The following is an 18,927-nucleotide window of genomic DNA, read 5'->3' on the forward strand; positions in this document are numbered from 1 at the left end:
GGCCCTGTGGCGCACTAGGCTCGCGCGCATGGTCTCCGCACTTCCCCGTGTCCTTGTGCTCAACGGCCCGAATCTCGGCCGGCTCGGCGTCCGCGAGCCCGAGATCTACGGCCACGCGTCGATGTCCGACCTGAAGGTCGCCGCCGCGCAGTGGGGTGAGGACCTCGGGCTGGACGTCGAGGTGCGGCAGACGGACGGTGAGTCGGAGATCGTCGGCTGGCTCCACGAGGCGGTCGACGCGGGCGCGCACGTCGTGCTCAACCCGGCGGCGTTCACGCACTACTCCTACGCCCTGCGGGACGCCGCGGCCCAGGTCACGACGGCCGGTCTGCTGCTGGTCGAGGTGCATCTGTCGAACCCCGCCACGCGCGAGTCGTTCCGGCACTACTCGGTGGTGGCCGGGATCGCCACGGGGACCGTGGCGGGGTTCGGGTTCGACTCGTACCGGCTGGCGCTGTCGGCGATCGCGGGGCGGCTGGGTGATAAGTCCAGGGCTTAATGAGCACGGAATTAAGTACAAGACTTAACCAAGGACGAGCATCGCGAGGCCAAGTCCGGCAAGCGCGATGAGCCAGCTGGCGAAGCTGCCGATGAGGAAGTACTCGGTGACCGGGTTGGGGCCTTGGTGGATCGGCGCGGCCGTGCCTGGGTCTGTCGGCATGCCAGCGGTGCCCTTCGCGGATGTCTGGATGATGATCGGCGACGCCGCTCGTGCGCTGGATTCGCTGGCTGCGAGCTCCGGGAACCGCAGCAGCCCTTTGGCCCCCACGACCACCGCCGCGGCGGTGAGATTGCCTGCAAGGCCAAGGCCCACGATGAACAGGCGTTCCATCGGTCCCAGGACACGCCCGCTCCGAAGACGGTCGGAACCTTCCTTGGTCGGCACATTGACGGCTTCAAGGATCAAGCGGACCAGGACGTTTGCTGTCGAGACCTGGGCAACTGCTATTCCGGCAACGAGAATCACCTGCGACGGCGAGAACGTCGACAGCGGGCCGGGCACCCAGGTGGGCCAGGCGACCGCGGCATCGTCTGCGAAGAGGAGTGCGGCGACGGTCCCCGTGGCGATTGCCAGGAATGCTGCACCGCGGGCCGTCGCCTTGCCGATCGCAGTCGCGATCGGGTCGAGAAGGGCCCAGACGGCCAGGAGCAGGCTCAGCGGGATGCCGAGGGTGATCATGGAGGCCGCAGAGGTTCCACCCGCTGCCAGAAGTGCTGCGAGAGTGACCACGCCGACGGCAAGCGCGGCGTAGCGTCGTGTGGACGAGATGCTGACGGTGCTGGTGTCCCGGAAGGCGTCTGCCACGCCCAGTGCCGCGAGGAACGCTCCGAGGGCTGCCATTCGAGCATCACGCCTTTCCGAAGAAGCATTGCGCGTCCCGAACGGCACTCACGCCCCTCGCGAACGCCTGGCTCACCGCCGACTCCGAGATGCCCTCCAGCTCCGCGATGGCCTTCTGTGAATCGCCATGCAGGGCACGAAGGAGCATCCGCTGTTGGCGGTGGTTGAGTGTATCGACGAGACCGTCGCGCGCAATGAGGAACGCGTTGACTGCTGCTTGTGAGGGCGCCCCGGCGTTCTCTGGTCCGACGTACCTCGTGCCGGCCTTCTTCCCGAGCGAGTCGATCGCGTCGCGCGCGGTGTGCCAGCCGGGGCCGTCCTGTCGAATGGGCTGGGTGTCGATCTCGAACACGCGGACGTCTCCTTGGCCGATTCCGAATCGCATGACGATCAGATCGGGTGTCTTGGTGTCCTGTTGAGCAGACCGGGGCGGGGGATGTGCGAGCCAGGCCAGTTCGAGCCGGATCAGCAAGGTCGCGAGGGTTGCGTGCGCGATCGTCTGGAACCCGCCCTGGATCTCGTCGCCGAACGTCGGTTCAAGGCGCTGGGCGACGGGGATGGACGCGCCTACTCGAGACAGGGTCGTGACGACCGAGCGTTGCGCCTGTGCGCGGTCGCTCAGATTGCGTGATCCGACGATGTCGCCGATGACGGTGAACATCTATTAAGGATATGCCTTCACTGTGGGGAAGGTAAGCCATGTGCTTGATCCGGTGGGATCGAACAGGGGGGAGGTCGGTGTGCATCCTTCGGGCAGGTCGGTACGCTCACATGGCGACGTTTTACGAGGTCGGGAGGCTGGATGAGCTGGTGGGGTGCGGGACGGGCACAGCGCGACGCAAGCCGTCTGACTCGGATGCCGGACCAGAGCGGCAGTGCGGCCGACGCCCAGTTTGTTCAGTCGATGCTCCAGCTCACCATCACCAACGCGGACGTCAAGACAAGCGTCCTGGTCGCGGCGATTGCTCTCACCTTCGGCGTCGGGACGCCGGCCATCCCGTTGTACCAGGCGCTCGCGCCAGGGGCGTGGCTTGCGCTGGCCGGTGCGCTCATCGGTGCCGCGGCGATCATCTTCTGCGGGGTCGCGGGCATGCATCTCGTGCTGTCGCTTCGGCCGCGCATGAAGCAGCGAGGCTTCTCCAGATACTCCCTTCCGGACATCGTCGACGCGTCAGTCGACGACCTTGTGGCGGCGACCAAGGAGGACGATCGTCGCGAGGCCTGGATCCAGGTCAAGAACCTCGCTGAGATCTCGGTCCAGAAGCATGCGCACATTCGACGGGCGCTGACCTACTACCCGGTCTCGGTGGTACTCATGATCGTCGCAGGCGCGATCGGCATCATCGTGCGAAGCGGGCAGGGATAGGCGGAGCCGACCGAGGTCGTCCGTTAGACTTGACCGCTGCTGCTTGACACCCTTGATCGCACGGCTGGATCATCCGGCCCGGTCACCCCAGTCGCCGGCTCCCCGTCGGCATGCCCTGGGCAACCCTTTCCCCGACACAGGAAGACGAACGTGGCTACCTCCAACGACATCAAGAACGGCACCGTGCTCCGGATCGACGGAAACCTCTGGACGGTCATCGAGTTCCAGCACGTCAAGCCGGGCAAGGGTGGCGCGTTCGTCCGCACCAAGATGAAGAACGTGCTGTCCGGCAAGGTCGTCGACAAGACGTTCAACGCGGGCATCAAGGTCGAGACCGCGAACGTGGACCGCCGCGACTTCCAGTACCTGTACATGGACGGCGACGACTTCGTCTTCATGGACAACGACACGTACGACCAGATCAACGTGTCGGCCGCGACGGTCGGTGACGCGAAGGACTACATGCTCGAGGGCATGAACGTCATGCTGGCGTCCAACGACGGCACCCCGCTGTACATCGAGCTGCCGGCGTCGGTCGTGCTGGAGATCACCTACACCGAGCCGGGCCTGCAGGGCGACCGCTCCACGGGCGGCACCAAGCCGGCGACGCTGGAGACGGGTGCCGAGATCCAGGTGCCGCTGTTCCTCGAGCAGGGCGTCAAGGTCAAGGTCGACACGCGGACCGGCGACTACCTCGGCCGCGTCACCGACTGACGTGGGCGCACGCACCAAGGCGCGCAAGCGCGCCGCCGACATCCTCTTCGAGGCGGAGCAGCGGGGCATCGACCCGCTGAAGCTCCTCGCCGACCGCGTGGCCGTGCCCCGCACGGAGGCGGCCGTGCCGCAGTACACGGTCGAGATCGTGGAGGGCGTGGTCGCCCACCGCGAGCGCATCGACGAGGTGCTGGAGACGTACTCGCAGGGCTGGACCCTCGCACGCATGCCGGCCGTGGACCGTGCGCTGCTGCGGATCGGCTCGTGGGAGGTCCTCTTCAACGACGACGTGCCGGACGCCGTGGCGCTCGACGAGGCCGTCGACCTCGCCGGTGACCTGTCCACGGACGAGTCGCCGGCCTTCGTGAACGGCCTGCTCGGCCGGGTCAAGGACCTGAAGCCGACCCTGCTGGCGTGACGTCCGAGACGCGCACGACCCTGCGACACGCGTGAGTACCGGTCCCGGTACCGGACGGTTCGACGAGCGACGCCTGCTCGTCGCGCTGTTCGGTGCCGGGACCGCTGCGTTCGCCCAGCTCTACGCCCCGCAGTCCGTCCTGCCCGACGCCGCGCGCGAGCTCGCGACGTCGGCGTCGGCCACCGCGCTGCTCGTCTCCGCGGCGACGCTCGGCCTGGCGGTGGGGGTGCTGCCCTGGGCGGGGGTCGCGGACCGGGTCGGCCGGGTGCGCGCGATGACCGTCGCCATGCTGGGTGCGACGGTGGTCGGGCTCGCAGTCCCCTTCGCCCCGTCGTTCGGCCTGATCGTCGCGGGGCGCTTCGTCGAGGGACTGCTGGTCGCGGGCGTCCCCGCGGTGGCCATGGCGTACCTGACCGAGATGCTCCCCGCCGCGGTGGTGCCCCGGGCCGCCGGGACCTACGTCGCGGGCACGTCGGTGGGCGGTCTGCTGGGGCGGCTGGTCTCCGGTGGCGTCGCCGAGCTCTTCGGCTGGCGCGCCGGGGTGGCCGCCGTGGCGGTGGCGTGCCTGGTCGCGACGGGGGTGTTCGTCCGGCTCGCGCCGCGTGACCGCGGCCCGCGGGCCCGGGGGAGCGGCGGGCCCGACGCCGCCGTCCCGGGGCACCCGGCGCCGGAGGCCGGACGGCTCCGCGCCCTGCTGAGCCCGCGCCTGCTCGTCCTGGACGCGCAGGGTCTGCTGCTGATGGGCGGGTTCGTCGCCGTCTACAACTACCTGGGCTTCCGGCTGGCCGCCGAGCCGTTCGGCCTGTCGCCCGGTGTGGTCAGCCTCGTGTTCCTCGCCTACCTGGCGGGAACGTGGTCCTCCGCGCGGACCGGGCGGCTGGTCGTGCGGTACGGCCGCCGCCGTGTCCTGGTGGTCGCGGCCGGTGTGATGGCGCTCGGGGTGGTGGCCACGCTGTCGGGCTGGCTGCCGGTGGTCCTGACGGGGCTGGTCGTGCTCACCGCCGGGTTCTTCGGCGCGCACGCGGTGGCCAGCGGGTGGACCCCGGTCGCCGCCCCGCAGGCGCGCACCCAGGCGGCCGCCGTCTACAACCTGGCGTACTACGCGGGGTCGAGCCTGTTCGGCTGGCTGGGCGGGGTCGCCTTCGCGCTGGCGGGCTGGCCCGGCACGGTGGGCATGGTGCTGGCGCTGGTCGCTCTCGCGGCGGGCCTGGCGGCGACGGTGCTCCGCGACTGACCCGCTCGCCGGCCGGCCGGCTCGCCGGGGTGTGAGCAACGCCCCTCCGGTCGGCCGGTGACCCGGCGTCCGGCGCCTGTCCGGCGGGTTAAGGTGGTGGCTGTCAGACTCCCTTTAAACCCGTCCCGTGAGGCGGAGAAGGAGGTCGCCAGATGAGCCCTGGCAGCCGCATGCCCGCATCCAGCGCAACCCCGAGCCCGACGACGGGCCATGGCGCGGATCCCGGCACCACCAGCCCCGCCGCCGCCGCCCCGGCGGACACCTCCACCGCGGCACGCACCGTGCTCGGTGAGGCCGACATCGCCCGCGCCCTGACCCGGATCGCCCACGAGATCGTGGAGCGCAACAAGGGCGCCGCCGATCTTCTGCTCCTCGGCATCCCGACGCGCGGCGTGCAGCTCGCGCGCCGCCTCGCGGAGCGACTGGCGCAGATCGAGCCGAGCTTCGACGGCGACCACGGCACCCTCGACGTGACGATGTACCGCGACGACCTGCGCCGCCAGCCCACGCGTGCCGTCGGGCAGACGGTGCTGCCGGGCCGGCTGGGCGGCACGATCGACGACAAGGTGGTGGTCCTGGTCGACGACGTGCTGTTCTCCGGCCGCACCATCCGTGCCGCGCTCGACGCCCTGAACGACCTGGGCCGCCCCCGCGTGGTGCAGCTCGCCGCCTTGGTGGACCGCGGCCACCGCGAGCTCCCGATCCGCGCGGACTACGTGGGCAAGAACCTGCCCACCTCCCGCAGCGAGCGGGTGCGGGTGCGCCTGTCCGACGTCGACGGCGGCACGGACTCGGTGCTGATCAGCCCGGCGGACGACACGACCGAGAACGGGGGCGCGCGGTGAAGCACCTGCTGACCACCCAGGGCCTGGCCAAGGACGACGCGATCCTGCTCCTGGACACCTCCGCGCAGATGGCGGCCACGCAGTCGCGCGAGAACAAGAAGCTGCCCACGCTGCGCGGGCGCACCGTGGTCAACCTGTTCTACGAGGACTCCACGCGCACGCGGATCTCGTTCGAGACGGCGGCCAAGCGCCTGTCGGCGGACGTCATCAACTTCTCGGCCAAGGGCTCCAGCGTGTCCAAGGGCGAGTCGCTCAAGGACACCGCGCTGACGCTGCACGCCATGGGCGCCGACGCCGTGGTGGTGCGCCACTCGGCCTCGGGCGCGGCGCACCAGCTCGCCCACGCGGGCTGGCTCGACGCCGGGGTGCTCAACGCGGGCGACGGCATGCACCAGCACCCCACGCAGGCGCTGCTGGACGCGTTCACGATCCGCCGTCACCTGGTGGGCAACGTGGGACCCGACGGGCGCGGCACCGACACCTCGGTGGGCGCGGACCTGGCCGGCCTGCGCGTCGCGATCGTCGGCGACGTGCTGCACTCGCGCGTGGCCCGCTCGAACGTGTACCTGCTGCACACGCTCGGCGCCGAGGTCACGCTGGTGGCGCCGCCCACGCTGGTGCCGGTGGGCGTGGAGACCTGGCCGTGCCGGGTCTCGTACCACCTGGACGAGACGCTCGAGCAGTGGCAGCCGGATGCGGTCATGATGCTGCGGGTGCAGCGTGAGCGGATGTCCGGCGGGTCGGGGTCGTTTTTCCCGAGCCCCATGGAGTACAGCCGCAAGTTCGGGTTCGACGCCCGGCGGCTCGCCGTCCTGCCGGACCACGCGATCGTGATGCACCCCGGGCCGATGAACCGCGGCCTGGAGATCTCGGCGGCCGCCGCCGACCACCCCCGCTCCGTGATCGTGGAGCAGGTGGCCAACGGCGTCGCCGTGCGGATGGCGGCCCTGTACCTGCTGCTGTCTGGCAGCGACCCAGCTTCCAGCACCGACGAGAGGAACGCCCTGTGAGCACCCCTTCAACCACGACCTACGTCCTGCGTGGGGTGCGCCCCTACGGCACGGACCCGGTCGACGTCGTGCTCGCGGACGGCGTGGTCGCCGCGCTGGGCGCGCCGGGAACGGTCGAGGTGCCCGAGGGCGCGCACGAGGTCGCCGCCCAGGACCAGGTGCTCCTGCCCGGCCTCGTCGACCTGCACACCCACCTGCGCGAGCCGGGCCGGGAGGACGCCGAGACGGTGTTCTCCGGTACCAGGGCCGCCGCGGCGGGCGGGTTCACCGCGGTGCACGCCATGGCCAACACGACGCCCACGCAGGACACCGCGGGCGTCGTCGAGCAGGTCTACCGGCTCGGCCAGGAGGCCGGCTGGGTCGACGTGCACCCCGTGGGCGCTGTCACGGTGGGCCTGGGCGGCGAGAAGCTGGCCGAGCTGGGCGCCATGGCCGACTCCGCGGCCCGCGTGCGGGTCTTCTCGGACGACGGCAAGTGCGTGCACGACCCGGTCCTCATGCGCCGCGCGCTGGAGTACGTCAAGGCGTTCGACGGCGTCGTGGCCCAGCACGCGCAGGAGCCGCGCCTGACAGAGGGCGCGCAGATGAACGAGGGCGTCGTCTCCGCGCAGATCGGCCTGACGGGCTGGCCCGCGGTGGCCGAGGAGTCGATCATCGCCCGCGACGTGCTGCTGGCCGAGCACGTGGGCTCGCGCCTGCACGTCTGCCACCTGTCGACGGCCGGCTCGGTGGAGATCATCCGCTGGGCCAAGGGCCGCGGCATCGACGTCACCGCCGAGGTGACGCCGCACCACCTGGTGCTGACCGACGAGCTCGCCCGCGAGTACGACCCGGTGTACAAGGTCAACCCGCCGCTGCGCACGGCCGCCGACGTCGAGGCGGTGCGCCAGGGCCTGGCCGACGGCACGATCGACATCGTCGCCACCGACCACGCCCCGCACCCGGTCGAGGACAAGGACTGTGAGTGGGCCTCGGCCGCCTTCGGTATGACGGGCCTGGAGACCGCGCTGTCCGTGGTCCAGCAGACCATGGTCGACACCGGCCGGATGACCTGGGCCGACGTCGCCCGCGTGCTCTCGGAGAACCCGGCCCGCATCGGCCGGGTCGACGCGACGCAGGGCCGCCGGATCGCCGTCGGGGAGCCCGCCAACCTGACCCTCGTCGACCCGGCCGCGACGCGGGTGATCGACGGCCACGCCCAGGTCACCGCCAGCAGCAACACCCCGTTCGCCGGGTCCGAGCTGCCGGGCCGCGTGGTCGCGACGTTCCTGCGGGGCCGCGCGACCGTCCTGGACGGCGCGGTCGTCGACCAGCCGGCCACGGACGGCGCCACCCAGACCCTCGAAGGAGCCACCCGATGAAGATCCTGGCCGTCCTCCTCCTGGTCGCCCTGGCGGTGTTCCTGGTCCTGTACGTGACCCTGATCGGCCGACGACGGCTTGCGCAGCGCACCACCGCCGTCGTCCCGGTGCCGCCGCCGGTGCCCGGCGCCGACGGCGCCACGGGCACCGCGGGCGTGGGACCTGCGCGCCTCGGCCCGCTGGAGGCGGTCTACGTCTCCACGACGCTGCACGGCGACTGGCTCGCACGGGTGGGCGCGCACGGCCTGGGCGACCGCTCGAACGCCCTGGTGTCGGTGCACGACGGCGGCATCCTCATCGAGCGCGACGGGGCTCGCGACCTGTGGGTCCCCGTGAACGCGATCCGCAGCGCGACCCTGGCTCCCGGCATGGCGGGCAAGTACGTCGGCGCGGACGGCCTGGTCGTGGTGACCTGGGCGGTCCCCGAGGCGGACGGCGTCGCGCCGGCCCTGGTCGACACCGGCCTGCGCACGCGCCGCGCCACCGACCGCGGCGGCCTCGTGGACGCCGTCCGGCACCTGCTCGCGGCCCAGCAGTCGCCGGCCCAGCAACCCACGGGCCAGCACGCCCCGCAGAACCAGACCCAGCACTCTCAGCACGACCCGTACCAGCAGGAGGCCCGGTGACCACCCCGACGACACCCGCAGCTCAGCACGCAGCCACCTCGGCAGCGCTCGTCCTCGAGGACGGCACGACCTACCGCGGCCGTGCGTACGGCGCCACCGGCACCACGTTCGGCGAGATCGTGTTCTCCACCGGCATGACCGGTTACCAGGAGACGCTCACCGACCCGTCCTACCACCGGCAGATCGTCGTCATGACGGCGCCCCACGTCGGGAACACCGGCGTGAACGACGAGGACCCGGAGTCGCACCGCGTCTGGGTCTCCGGCTACGTGGTGCGCGACCCCGCGCGCCGCGTCTCGAGCTGGCGCGCCCAGCGGTCCCTCGGCGACGAGCTCGCCGGGCAGGGCGTGGTCGGCATCTCCGACGTCGACACGCGCGCCCTGACGCGCCGCCTGCGCGAGGAGGGCGTGATGCGCGCCGGGATCTTCTCGGGCGAGGACCTGGTCCGGGGCGGGTACCCGCGCCCCGTCGAGGAGCTCGTCGCCGAGGTGCGGTCCGCCCCGCAGATGGCGGGCGCCGACCTGGCCCGGGAGGTCTCCACCACCCAGGCCTACACGGTGGAGCCCCGCGGCGTGCACGCCGGGCAGACGCCGCTGGCCACCGTCGTGGCCGTCGACCTCGGCATCAAGACGATGACGCCGGTGCGGCTGGCCGAGCGCGGCGTGCGCGTCGTCGTCGTGCCGCAGTCGGTGACCATCGCCGACATCGAGGCCGTCCTCGCCGACCTGCCCGACGGCGCACCCCGCGGCGTCTTCTTCTCCAACGGTCCCGGGGACCCGGGTGCCGCCGGCCACGAGGTCGAGCTGCTGCGCGCGGTGCTGGACCGCCGCATCCCGTTCTTCGGCATCTGCTTCGGCAACCAGATCCTGGGCCGCGCCCTGGGCTACGGCACCTACAAGCTCGGCTACGGCCACCGCGGCATCAACCAGCCGGTGCTGGACCGCACCACCGCCAAGGTGGAGGTCACCGCGCACAACCACGGCTTCGCCGTCGACGCACCCGTGCTCGACGAGTCCGGCGCCCCCGCCGTCTCGCAGGCCCCGTACGACGACAGCAGGGACGACGGCGGCCGTTACGGCCGCGTCGTCGTCTCCCACGTCGGGCTGAACGACCAGGTCGTGGAGGGGCTGACCTGCCTCGACCTGCCGGCCTTCTCCGTGCAGTACCACCCCGAGGCCGCCGCGGGCCCCCACGACGCCGCCTACCTGTTCGACCGCTTCGTCGGCCTGATGACGGACCCCTCCGCCTGGCCGCCCGCCCTCACGACCACCACCGCCACCGCGCACGACACCGAGGAGAACCACTGATGCCTCGCCGTAACGACATCTCCTCGGTCCTGGTGATCGGGTCCGGCCCGATCGTCATCGGCCAGGCCTGCGAGTTCGACTACTCCGGCACCCAGGCCTGCCGCGTGCTGAAGGAGGAGGGCCTGCGGGTCATCCTGGTCAACTCCAACCCGGCAACGATCATGACCGACCCCGAGTTCGCGGACGCCACCTACGTGGAGCCCATCACGACCGAGGTCCTCACCACGATCATCGCCAAGGAGCGCCCCGACGCGCTGCTGCCCACCCTCGGCGGGCAGACCGCGCTCAACGCGGCCATCGCCCTGGACGAGGCCGGCGTGCTCGCCAAGTACGACGTCGAGCTCATCGGCGCCAACATCCCCGCCATCCAGAAGGGCGAGGACCGCCAGCAGTTCAAGGACGTCGTCGAGAAGTGCGGCGGCGAGTCCGCCCGCTCCGAGATCGTGCACACGATCGACGAGGCCCTGGCGGCCGCCGGCGTGCTCGGCTACCCGATGGTCGTGCGCCCCTCCTTCACCATGGGCGGTCTCGGCTCCGGCCTCGCCTACGACGAGGAGGACCTGCGCCGCATCGTGGGCCAGGGCCTGCACTACTCGCCGACCACCGAGGTGCTCCTGGAGGAGTCCATCCTCGGCTGGAAGGAGTACGAGCTGGAGCTCATGCGCGACAAGGACGACAACGTCGTGGTCGTCTGCTCCATCGAGAACGTCGACCCCGTCGGCGTGCACACCGGCGACTCCGTCACCGTGGCCCCCGCCATGACGCTCACCGACCGCGAGTACCAGAAGCTGCGCGACATCGGCATCGCCGTCATCCGCGAGGTCGGCGTCGACACCGGCGGCTGCAACATCCAGTTCGCCGTCGACCCGGCCACCGGGCGCGTCATCGTCATCGAGATGAACCCGCGCGTCTCGCGCTCCTCGGCGCTGGCCTCCAAGGCGACCGGCTTCCCGATCGCCAAGATCGCCGCGAAGCTCGCCGTCGGCTACACGCTCGACGAGATCCCGAACGACATCACCAAGGTGACCCCCGCGAGCTTCGAGCCCACGCTCGACTACGTCGTGGTCAAGGTGCCGCGCTTCGCGTTCGAGAAGTTCCCCGCCGCCGACGACACCCTGACCACCACCATGAAGTCGGTGGGCGAGGCCATGGCGCTGGGCCGCAACTTCACCGAGGCCCTCGGCAAGGCCCTGCGCTCCATCGACAAGGGCGGCGTGACGTTCCACTGGGACGGCGACGCCCCCACGGGCGACGAGCTCGCCACGCTGCTGACGGAGATCGAGCGGCCCACGGAGCAGCGCATGGTCCAGGTGCAGCAGGCGCTGCGCTCGGTCGGGCAGCCCGGCGGCACCACGCTGGAGGCCGTGTTCGAGGCGACCAAGATCGACCCCTGGTTCCTCGACCAGATCCAGCTCATGAACGAGGTCGCGGCCGAGGTCGCGGCGTCCCCCACCCTGACCGAGGACGTGCTGCGGCTCGCCAAGCGGCACGGGCTGTCCGACGCCCAGGTCGCACGCCTGCGCGGCATGGGACCCGCCGGTGAGGCCACGGTCCGCGAGATCCGTCACGCGCTGGGCGTGCGCCCCGTCTACAAGACGGTCGACACCTGCGCCGCGGAGTTCGCCGCCAAGACCCCGTACCACTACTCCAGCTACGACGCGGAGACCGAGGTCGCCCCGCGCGAGCGCGAGGCCGTGATCATCCTCGGTTCCGGGCCCAACCGCATCGGCCAGGGCATCGAGTTCGACTACTCCTGCGTGCACGCCACCCTCGCGCTCGCGGAGAAGTACGAGACCGTCATGGTCAACTGCAACCCGGAGACGGTCTCCACGGACTACGACACGTCCGACCGCCTGTACTTCGAGCCGCTGACCTTCGAGGACGTCCTGGAGGTCTACCAGGCCGAGCTCGCCGCCGGACCGGTCAAGGGCATCATCGTGCAGCTCGGCGGCCAGACGCCGCTGGGCCTGGCCCGCCGCCTGGCGGAGGCCGGCCTGCCGATCCTCGGCACCAGCCCGGAGGCGATCGACGCCGCGGAGGACCGCGGCATCTTCGGCCAGGTCCTGCTCGACGCCGGCCTGCCGGCTCCCGCGTTCGGCACCGCCCGCTCGCTGGGCCAGGCCTGCGAGGTCGCCGACAGCATCGGCTACCCGGTGCTCGTGCGCCCCTCCTACGTGCTCGGCGGCCGCGGCATGGAGATCGTGTACAGCGAGGAGCAGCTCACCGGGTACGTCGAGCGAGCGCTCGAGGCCGCGGCGGCCACGCACGCGGACTCCGGGGCGACCGGCACCCTGGCCGCGCCGCTGCTCATCGACCGCTTCCTCGACGACGCGATGGAGATCGACGTCGACGCGCTGTTCGACGGCGAGGAGATGTTCCTCGGCGGCGTCATGGAGCACATCGAGGAGGCCGGCATCCACTCCGGTGACTCGGCGTGCGTGCTGCCCCCGGTGTCGCTGAGCGAGACCGAGATCGCGCGCATCCGCCGCTCCACCGAGGCCATCGCGCGCGGCGTGGGCGTCAAGGGTCTGCTCAACGTCCAGTACGCGCTGGTGAGCGACGTGCTGTACGTGCTGGAGGCCAACCCCCGCGCGTCGCGCACGGTGCCGTTCGTGTCCAAGGCCACGGGCACCCCGCTGGCCAAGGCGGCCGCACGCGTCATGGTGGGGGAGTCCATCGCCGACCTGCGCGCCGAGGGCCTGCTCCCGGAGCACGACGGCGCCACCCTCGACCTGGGTGCGCCGCTCGCGGTCAAGGAGGCCGTGCTGCCGTTCAAGCGGTTCCGCACCCGCGAGGGCCTGGTCGTGGACTCCGTGCTCGGCCCGGAGATGCGTTCCACGGGCGAGGTCATGGGCTTCGACAAGGACTTCCCGCACGCGTTCGCCAAGTCGCAGGCCGCGGCGTTCGGCGGCCTGCCGACGTCGGGCACCGTGTTCGTGTCGGTGGCCGACAGCGACAAGCGGCACGTGGTCTTCCCGGTCAAGCGCCTGGTGGAGCTCGGCTTCAAGGTGCTGGCCACGGAGGGCACGGCCACCGTGCTGCGCCGCAACGGCATCGAGGCCACGGTGGTGCGCAAGCACACCGAGGGCCGCGGGCCGGACGGCGAGCTGACCGTCGTGGGACTGATCACCGAGGGGCAGATCGACCTCGTGGTGAACTCGCCGTCGGGCCAGGGCGCCCGGGCGGACGGCTACGAGATCCGGGCGGCCACGACGGCGGCCGACAAGCCGATCGCCACCACGGTGGACCAGCTCGCCGCGGCGGTGCAGGGCATCGAGGCGGTGCTCGCGGGCCCGTTCGAGGTGGCCAGCCTCCAGGAGCACACGGCGGCGACGGCGGCCCGGCTCGCGGGCGCTGCCGGCGCGGAGCGCGTGGCGGTGGGCGCGTGACGGCGAGCGCGGTGGTGCCGTTCGGCGCCCGGCTCGCCGCGGCGATGGACGACCACGGGCCCCTGTGCGTCGGCATCGACCCTCACGCGTCGCTCCTGCGCGCGTGGGGCCTGCCGGACGACGTGACGGGCCTGCGGGAGTTCTCGCTGCGGGTCGTGGACGCGCTCGGCGGGCGGGTCGCGGCGTTCAAGCCGCAGGCCGCGTTCTTCGAGCGGCACGGGTCGCGCGGGGTCGCGGTCCTGGAGGAGGTGATCGCCGCGGCGCGTGCGGCGGGCCCCGGTGCCGGCACGCTGACGATCGTGGACGCGAAGCGGGGCGACATCGGCTCGACCATGAGCGCGTACGCCGAGGCGTTCCTCGCGGACGGCTCGCCCCTGGCCGGCGACGCCCTGACGGTGTCGCCCTACCTCGGGTTCGGCTCGCTCGACCCGGCCGTCGAGCTGGCGGCCGCGACGGGCCGCGGGCTGTTCGTCCTGTGCCTCACCTCCAACAAGGAGGGCTTCGAGGTCCAGCACGCACGCACGTCGGTCTCTCCCGGCGCCGACGGCGGGGCGGGCGGTACGGACGGTTCCCCGCAGGGTGCCACCGTCGCGGCCCTGACGGCGGCGCGGGCGGCCGTGCTCAACGCGGGTGCCGAGCCGCTGGGGTCGGTGGGCCTCGTGGTGGGCGCCACGATCGGCGACGCCGTGGCAGCCACCGGCACCGACCTGGTGGCGGTCAACGGCCCGCTGCTGGCGCCCGGTGTGGGCGCGCAGGGCGCGGGGGAGCATGAGCTCGCCACGACGTTCGGTGCCGCTCGGCGTGCCGTGCTCGCGTCGTCCTCGCGTGCGGTGCTCGCCGCGGGGCCGGACCCGGACGCCCTGGTGGCCGCCGCCGCGGCGGCGGCCGGTGAGGCCCGGGCCGCGCTGCGGTAGCGCCTCCGGCACCGAGGTGACACGCGTCGCGGCGTCCCCGAGGTGCCGGAGGCGCTGGTGAGGGGTCCGCGAGACGTCGTGACGGTGGTTCACGCACCGCATTCGACCGCAGGACAAAACGCCCTCGATCCATCTGGATCGAGGGCGTTTTCACATGGAATGTACTAATTGCCGCAAAGCCGGGGTGCATGAGTTTTCACGAAGTGCCGTTCTGCGATTGCCGACCACTGAGGCGGTGGCTACTTTCGATGCAGCAGTTCACACCAGACCGGTTGCGGACCAGGTCACGGACTTGGGCATCCGGCCCGAGCGAGGACCGGCGTCCGAGCCAGGAGACCGGTCGAGACACGAGTAGGTGACTTGCGTGGCACTACCTCCCCTCACACCCGAGCAGCGTGCGGCAGCACTCGAGAAGGCCGCCGAGGCGCGACGCGCACGGGCCGAGATCAAGAACAAGCTCAAGTACTCGCAGGGCTCCCTCAAGGAGGTCATCGAGCAGGGCCGGCAGGACGACGTCGTGGGCAAGCTCAAGGTCGTCTCGTTGCTCGAGTCGCTCCCCGGGGTCGGTAAGGTTAAGGCCAGGGCGATCATGGAAGAGATCGGGATCGCCGAGACCCGCCGCGTCCGAGGCCTCGGACCGCACCAGACGGCGGCGCTCATCGAGAGGTTTGGCTGAGATCAGTACGACACAACCCGCACGGCTGACCGTGCTCGCAGGTCCCACCGCGGTGGGCAAGGGCACGGTCTCCGCCGACGTGCGGGACCGCTATCCGCAGGTCTGGCTCTCCGTGTCGGCGACCACCCGGTCGCCGCGCCCGGGCGAGGTGGACGGAGTGCACTACCTGTTCGTGTCGCCGGAGGAGTTCGACCGCATGGTCGAGGCCGGCGAGATGCTCGAGTGGGCCGTGGTGCACGGTCGTAACCGGTACGGGACGCCGCGCAGGCCGGTCGAGCAGAAGCTCGCGGCCGGGGTCCCCGTCCTCCTGGAGATCGACCTCCAGGGCGCGCGCCAGGTGCGTGACGCGGTGACGGCCTCGGGCCTTCAGGCCCGGTTCGTCTTCCTCGCCCCGCCGAGCTTCGACGAGCTGGTCCGCCGGCTCGTGGGCCGGGGTACGGAGGACTCCGAGGAGCGGGAACGCCGGCTCGCCACGGCGCGCGTCGAGCTCGCCGCCGAGAAGGAGTTCGACGTCACGATCGTCAACGACGACGTGCACCGGGCCACGGACGCGCTGGTGTCCGTGATGGGTGTGGGGTCCACCACACCGGTCGCCGGGTAGCGGCGGGCGAGCGTACCCGGCGCGGCGGAGGTGCCCCCTGAGCGGCGCCTTCGTGCGCGGGAGCGGGTAGACTCACTCCTCGGACTTCTTCTGTCACCACCCACCACTGAGACTTCTGGAGCTTCATCATGGCCGGAACCGTCGCCACGCCCGAGGGCATCACCGACCCGCCGATCGACGAGCTGCTCGAGCGCATCGACTCGAAGTACGGCCTGGTGCTGTACGCCTCCATGCGCGCCCGTCAGATCAACGCGTACTACTCGCAGCTCAACGAGGGCCTCCTGGAGAACGTGGGCCCGCTCGTCGAGACCCGCAACCAGGAGAAGCCCCTCTCCATCGCGATGCGCGAGATCAACCAGGGCCTCCTCACGATCGAGGAGGTCGACCCGGCCGAGGTGCAGGCGCAGGCCGACGCGGCAGCCGCGGCCAAGGCCGAGCAGGCCCTGCCCGAGTTCCCGGCCTGACCGGCCACGTCGCACGGTCGTCCGGCCCCGCGATGGACGTGTCCCGATGAGGATCCTGCTCGGTGTGTCCGGGGGGATCGCGGCCTACAAGGCCGTCCTGCTGCTGCGCCTGCTGCGTGAGCAGGGGCACGCCGTGCGCGTGATCCCCACCCGTGCCGCCCTGGAGTTCGTGGGTGCGCCCACCTTCGAGGCGCTGTCGGGCGAGCCCGTCAGCACCGAGGTGTTCGACGACGTGCCCGGCGTGCAGCACGTTGCGCTGGGCAAGAGCGCCGACCTGGTGATCGTGGCCCCCGCGACCGCCGACTTCATGGCACGTGCCGCCACCGGGCGGGCCGACGACCTGCTGACCACGACGCTGCTCGCCGCGAGCTGCCCGGTGGTCCTCGCTCCGGCGATGCACACCGAGATGTGGGAGCACCCCGCCACGCGGGCGAACGTGGCCACGCTCCGGGAGCGTGGCGTGCACGTGATCGAGCCCGCGTCCGGCCGGCTGACCGGCGTGGACACCGGTCCCGGCCGGCTGCCCGAGCCCGAGGACATCGCGCGGGAGGCGCTCTCCCTCGTGGAGACGGGCGCCGCGCGAACCGGCCCGCAGGACCTGTCCGGCCGCCGGGTCGTCGTCTCGGCGGGTGGTACCCGCGAGCCCATCGATCCCGTGCGGTTCATCGGCAACCGGTCGAGCGGCCGCCAGGGCGTCGCCCTCGCGCAGGCCGCCCTGGACCGGGGTGCCACGGTCACGCTCGTGGCCGCCAACCTCGCGCAGGACGTGACCGACCAGGTGTCGGCCGGGCAGGCCGGGGCCGGTCCGGCGTCCTGCTCGGTGGTGCGCGTCGAGTCGACCGCCGAGCTGCGTGACGCGGTGCGGGCGGCCGGCGCGGACGCCGACGTCGTGGTGATGGCCGCCGCCGTGGCGGACTTCCGGCCCGCGACCGCGCCCGACGCGAAGATCAAGAAGGTGCCGGGCCAGGGGCCCGCGCCGATCGAGCTGGTGGAGAACCCCGACATCCTCGCGGAGATCGCGCACCAGCGGCTGCGTCCCGGCCAGGTGGTCGTGGGCTTCGCCGCGGAGACCGGCGACGCCTCCGGCAGCGTCCTGGACCACGGGCGTACCAAGGCCCGGCGCAAGGGCGCCGACCTGATCGCGGTGAACGCCGTCGGTTCCGGCCGTGGGTTCGGCACCGACGGCAACGAGGTGACCATCCTGGACGGCGCGGGCGACGTCGTCGGGCAGGCCTCCGGGACCAAGCGCGAGGTGGCTGACGCCCTGTGGGACGCCGTCGCCAAGCTGCTGCCATGAGCACGAACCGTGTGGATCCGGCCCTCGTGAAGGTCAAGCGGCTGCCGTGACCGCCGTCTCACCTTTCAGGATCGACTGTTCGCTGTGCGAGACCGTAGGCTGGTGCCCATGAGCGAGCTGCGCCTTTTCACGTCCGAGTCCGTGACCGAGGGTCATCCGGACAAGGTCTGTGATCAGATCAGCGACGCGATCCTGGACGCGCTGCTGGAGCAGGACCCGACCTCCCGCGTCGCGGTCGAGACCATGGTCACCACGGGGCTGGTGCACGTCGCGGGTGAGGTCACCACCGAGGCCTACGTCGAGATCCCGCAGATCGTGCGGGACGTGGTGCGGGGCATCGGGTATACGTCGTCCGCCATCGGGTTCGACGGCGACTCCTGCGGCGTCTCGGTGTCGATCGGGCAGCAGTCGCCCGACATCGCCCAGGGCGTGGACAAGGCGCTGGAGCTGCGGGACGACTCCGGCGACCTCGACCCGCTGGACGCGCAGGGCGCGGGCGACCAGGGCCTGATGTTCGGGTACGCGTCGGACGAGACGCCGTCGCTGATGCCGGTGGCGGGCTGGCTGGCGCACCGGCTGTCCGAGCGGCTGGCCGCGGTCCGCAAGTCGGGCGAGCTGCTGGGCCTGCGCCCGGACGGCAAGACGCAGGTGACGGTCGGCTACGACGGCGACCGCCCCGTGGTGGTGGACACCGTGGTGCTCTCCACGCAGCACGACGCGGACGTGCTCCAGGAGAAGCTGCACGTCGAGGTCGCCGAGACCGTGATCGCGCCCGTGCTGGACGCCGCGGGCCTGGAATGGTCGGGTGCCAAGCAGTTCGTGAACCCGACCGGCAAGTTCGTGATCGGCGGGCCGCAGGGCGACGCGGGCCTGACGGGGCGCAAGATCATCGTCGACACCTACGGCGGCATGGCACGGCACGGCGGGGGCGCGTTCTCCGGCAAGGACCCGTCGAAGGTGGACCGGTCGGGTGCGTACGCCATGCGCTGGGTGGCCAAGAACGTGGTCGCCGCAGGCCTCGCGCGACGCTGCGAGGTGCAGGTGGCCTACGCGATCGGCAAGGCGCACCCGGTGGGGCTGTACGTCGAGACGTTCGGCACGGAGACGGTGCCCGTGGGCCGGATCACGGCGGCGATCGCCGAGGTGTTCGACCTGCGCCCGGCGGCGATCGTCCGCGACCTGGACCTGCTGCGCCCCATCTACCGGGCCACCTCCACCTACGGGCACTTCGGCCGCGAGCTGCCGGACTTCACGTGGGAGCGCACCGACCGCGTGGCCGACCTGCAGAGCCTGTTCTGAGCCCTGGCGCCCACGCCGCCCCCGCGGTCCGTGCCCACCGGTCCCAGGGGTCCGGGGCGGGCGA

Annotated in this window: 19 protein-coding genes; 17 read left to right on the plus strand and 2 right to left on the minus strand. The window is 71.7% G+C overall.

What is annotated here, in order from left to right; translation table 11 throughout:
* Positions 1–28 precede the first annotated feature (28 nt).
* Positions 29–499, plus strand: coding sequence for a type II 3-dehydroquinate dehydratase (locus ACIG47_RS07350; RefSeq protein ID WP_397430256.1), 471 nt, complete (start codon positions 29–31; stop codon positions 497–499).
* Positions 500–523: 24 nt separating this feature from the next.
* On the opposite strand, the gene ACIG47_RS07355 is transcribed toward ACIG47_RS07350, so the two are convergent.
* Together ACIG47_RS07355 and ACIG47_RS07360 are read right to left on the minus strand one after the other, a co-directional pair.
* On the minus strand, positions 524–1,342 hold the full coding sequence (locus ACIG47_RS07355; protein WP_397430257.1) for a hypothetical protein: 819 nt from the start codon (positions 1,340–1,342) through the stop codon (positions 524–526).
* Positions 1,343–1,349: 7 nt separating this feature from the next.
* Positions 1,350–2,003: a hypothetical protein gene (locus ACIG47_RS07360; protein ID WP_397430258.1), complete on the minus strand. Its 654-nt coding sequence runs from the start codon at positions 2,001–2,003 to the stop codon at positions 1,350–1,352.
* A 243-nt stretch (positions 2,004–2,246) separates the two neighbouring features.
* On the opposite strand from ACIG47_RS07360, the gene ACIG47_RS07365 reads away from it, so the two are divergent.
* From ACIG47_RS07365 to metK, 16 genes are all read left to right on the plus strand, one after another.
* The gene (locus ACIG47_RS07365) at positions 2,247–2,708 is read left to right on the plus strand and encodes a Pycsar system effector family protein (RefSeq protein ID WP_397430259.1); all 462 of its coding nucleotides are present in this window, start codon (positions 2,247–2,249) and stop codon (positions 2,706–2,708) included.
* Positions 2,709–2,858: 150 nt separating this feature from the next.
* Positions 2,859–3,422: an elongation factor P gene (gene efp / locus ACIG47_RS07370; protein WP_397418258.1), complete on the plus strand. Its 564-nt coding sequence runs from the start codon at positions 2,859–2,861 to the stop codon at positions 3,420–3,422.
* Position 3,423: 1 nt separating this feature from the next.
* On the plus strand, positions 3,424–3,840 hold the full coding sequence (nusB, locus tag ACIG47_RS07375; RefSeq protein WP_397418255.1) for a transcription antitermination factor NusB: 417 nt from the start codon (positions 3,424–3,426) through the stop codon (positions 3,838–3,840).
* Between the two features lie 31 nt (positions 3,841–3,871).
* Positions 3,872–5,074, plus strand: coding sequence for an MFS transporter (locus tag ACIG47_RS07380; RefSeq protein WP_397430260.1), 1,203 nt, complete (start codon positions 3,872–3,874; stop codon positions 5,072–5,074).
* Positions 5,075–5,226: 152 nt separating this feature from the next.
* The gene (gene pyrR / locus ACIG47_RS07385; protein ID WP_397430261.1) at positions 5,227–5,919 is read left to right on the plus strand and encodes a bifunctional pyr operon transcriptional regulator/uracil phosphoribosyltransferase PyrR; all 693 of its coding nucleotides are present in this window, start codon (positions 5,227–5,229) and stop codon (positions 5,917–5,919) included.
* A complete protein-coding gene (locus ACIG47_RS07390) occupies positions 5,916–6,929 on the plus strand; it encodes an aspartate carbamoyltransferase catalytic subunit (RefSeq protein WP_397418249.1) in 1,014 nt (337 codons plus the stop codon). Before pyrR ends, ACIG47_RS07390 begins: the two co-directional genes overlap by 4 nt.
* Entirely contained in the window at positions 6,926–8,290 is a 1,365-nt protein-coding gene (locus ACIG47_RS07395; protein WP_397430262.1) for a dihydroorotase, read from the plus strand. Before ACIG47_RS07390 ends, ACIG47_RS07395 begins: the two co-directional genes overlap by 4 nt.
* On the plus strand, positions 8,287–8,916 hold the full coding sequence (locus tag ACIG47_RS07400) for a hypothetical protein (RefSeq protein WP_397430263.1): 630 nt from the start codon (positions 8,287–8,289) through the stop codon (positions 8,914–8,916). The genes ACIG47_RS07395 and ACIG47_RS07400 overlap by 4 nt, the downstream gene beginning before the upstream one ends.
* Positions 8,913–10,223: a glutamine-hydrolyzing carbamoyl-phosphate synthase small subunit gene (carA, locus tag ACIG47_RS07405; RefSeq protein WP_397430264.1), complete on the plus strand. Its 1,311-nt coding sequence runs from the start codon at positions 8,913–8,915 to the stop codon at positions 10,221–10,223. The genes ACIG47_RS07400 and carA overlap by 4 nt, the downstream gene beginning before the upstream one ends.
* Positions 10,223–13,612 carry a carbamoyl-phosphate synthase large subunit gene (gene carB / locus ACIG47_RS07410; protein ID WP_397430265.1) on the plus strand — a complete coding sequence of 1,130 codons (3,390 nt, stop codon included), beginning with the start codon at positions 10,223–10,225 and terminating at the stop codon, positions 13,610–13,612. Before carA ends, carB begins: the two co-directional genes overlap by 1 nt.
* Complete coding sequence (pyrF, locus tag ACIG47_RS07415; RefSeq protein WP_397430266.1) at positions 13,609–14,526, plus strand: orotidine-5'-phosphate decarboxylase; 918 nt, start codon at positions 13,609–13,611, stop codon at positions 14,524–14,526. The genes carB and pyrF overlap by 4 nt, the downstream gene beginning before the upstream one ends.
* 364 nt (positions 14,527–14,890) lie before the next feature.
* Positions 14,891–15,202 carry an integration host factor, actinobacterial type gene (gene mihF / locus ACIG47_RS07420; RefSeq protein ID WP_119145571.1) on the plus strand — a complete coding sequence of 104 codons (312 nt, stop codon included), beginning with the start codon at positions 14,891–14,893 and terminating at the stop codon, positions 15,200–15,202.
* A 1-nt stretch (position 15,203) separates the two neighbouring features.
* Complete coding sequence (gene gmk, locus ACIG47_RS07425; protein ID WP_397430357.1) at positions 15,204–15,803, plus strand: guanylate kinase; 600 nt, start codon at positions 15,204–15,206, stop codon at positions 15,801–15,803.
* A 128-nt stretch (positions 15,804–15,931) separates the two neighbouring features.
* Positions 15,932–16,267 (plus strand): DNA-directed RNA polymerase subunit omega, encoded by a 336-nt coding sequence (gene rpoZ / locus ACIG47_RS07430; RefSeq protein ID WP_397418228.1) that lies wholly within the window; start codon positions 15,932–15,934, stop codon positions 16,265–16,267.
* 46 nt (positions 16,268–16,313) lie between these two features.
* The gene (coaBC, locus tag ACIG47_RS07435) at positions 16,314–17,564 is read left to right on the plus strand and encodes a bifunctional phosphopantothenoylcysteine decarboxylase/phosphopantothenate--cysteine ligase CoaBC (RefSeq protein WP_397430267.1); all 1,251 of its coding nucleotides are present in this window, start codon (positions 16,314–16,316) and stop codon (positions 17,562–17,564) included.
* A 108-nt stretch (positions 17,565–17,672) separates the two neighbouring features.
* Positions 17,673–18,863 (plus strand): methionine adenosyltransferase, encoded by a 1,191-nt coding sequence (metK, locus tag ACIG47_RS07440; protein WP_397430268.1) that lies wholly within the window; start codon positions 17,673–17,675, stop codon positions 18,861–18,863.
* Positions 18,864–18,927 lie beyond the last annotated feature (64 nt).

Origin of the sequence: Promicromonospora sp. NPDC052451 (assembly GCF_044547525.1) — a bacterium.
Classification (GTDB): Bacteria; Actinomycetota; Actinomycetes; order Actinomycetales; family Cellulomonadaceae; genus Promicromonospora.

Excerpts from the sequence above, each read along its gene's own strand:
- ACIG47_RS07360 (WP_397430258.1), bottom strand. The coding sequence starts at position 2,003 with ATGTTCACCGTCATCGGCGACATCGTCGGATCACGCAATCTGAGCGAC.
- ACIG47_RS07350 (WP_397430256.1), top strand. The coding sequence starts at position 29 with ATGGTCTCCGCACTTCCCCGTGTCCTTGTGCTCAACGGCCCGAATCTC.
- ACIG47_RS07400 (WP_397430263.1), top strand. The coding sequence starts at position 8,287 with ATGAAGATCCTGGCCGTCCTCCTCCTGGTCGCCCTGGCGGTGTTCCTG.
- rpoZ (WP_397418228.1), top strand. The coding sequence starts at position 15,932 with ATGGCCGGAACCGTCGCCACGCCCGAGGGCATCACCGACCCGCCGATC.
- coaBC (WP_397430267.1), top strand. The coding sequence starts at position 16,314 with ATGAGGATCCTGCTCGGTGTGTCCGGGGGGATCGCGGCCTACAAGGCC.
- ACIG47_RS07355 (WP_397430257.1), bottom strand. The coding sequence starts at position 1,342 with ATGGCAGCCCTCGGAGCGTTCCTCGCGGCACTGGGCGTGGCAGACGCC.
- ACIG47_RS07365 (WP_397430259.1), top strand. The coding sequence starts at position 2,247 with ATGCTCCAGCTCACCATCACCAACGCGGACGTCAAGACAAGCGTCCTG.
- metK (WP_397430268.1), top strand. The coding sequence starts at position 17,673 with ATGAGCGAGCTGCGCCTTTTCACGTCCGAGTCCGTGACCGAGGGTCAT.
- pyrR (WP_397430261.1), top strand. The coding sequence starts at position 5,227 with ATGAGCCCTGGCAGCCGCATGCCCGCATCCAGCGCAACCCCGAGCCCG.
- carB (WP_397430265.1), top strand. The coding sequence starts at position 10,223 with ATGCCTCGCCGTAACGACATCTCCTCGGTCCTGGTGATCGGGTCCGGC.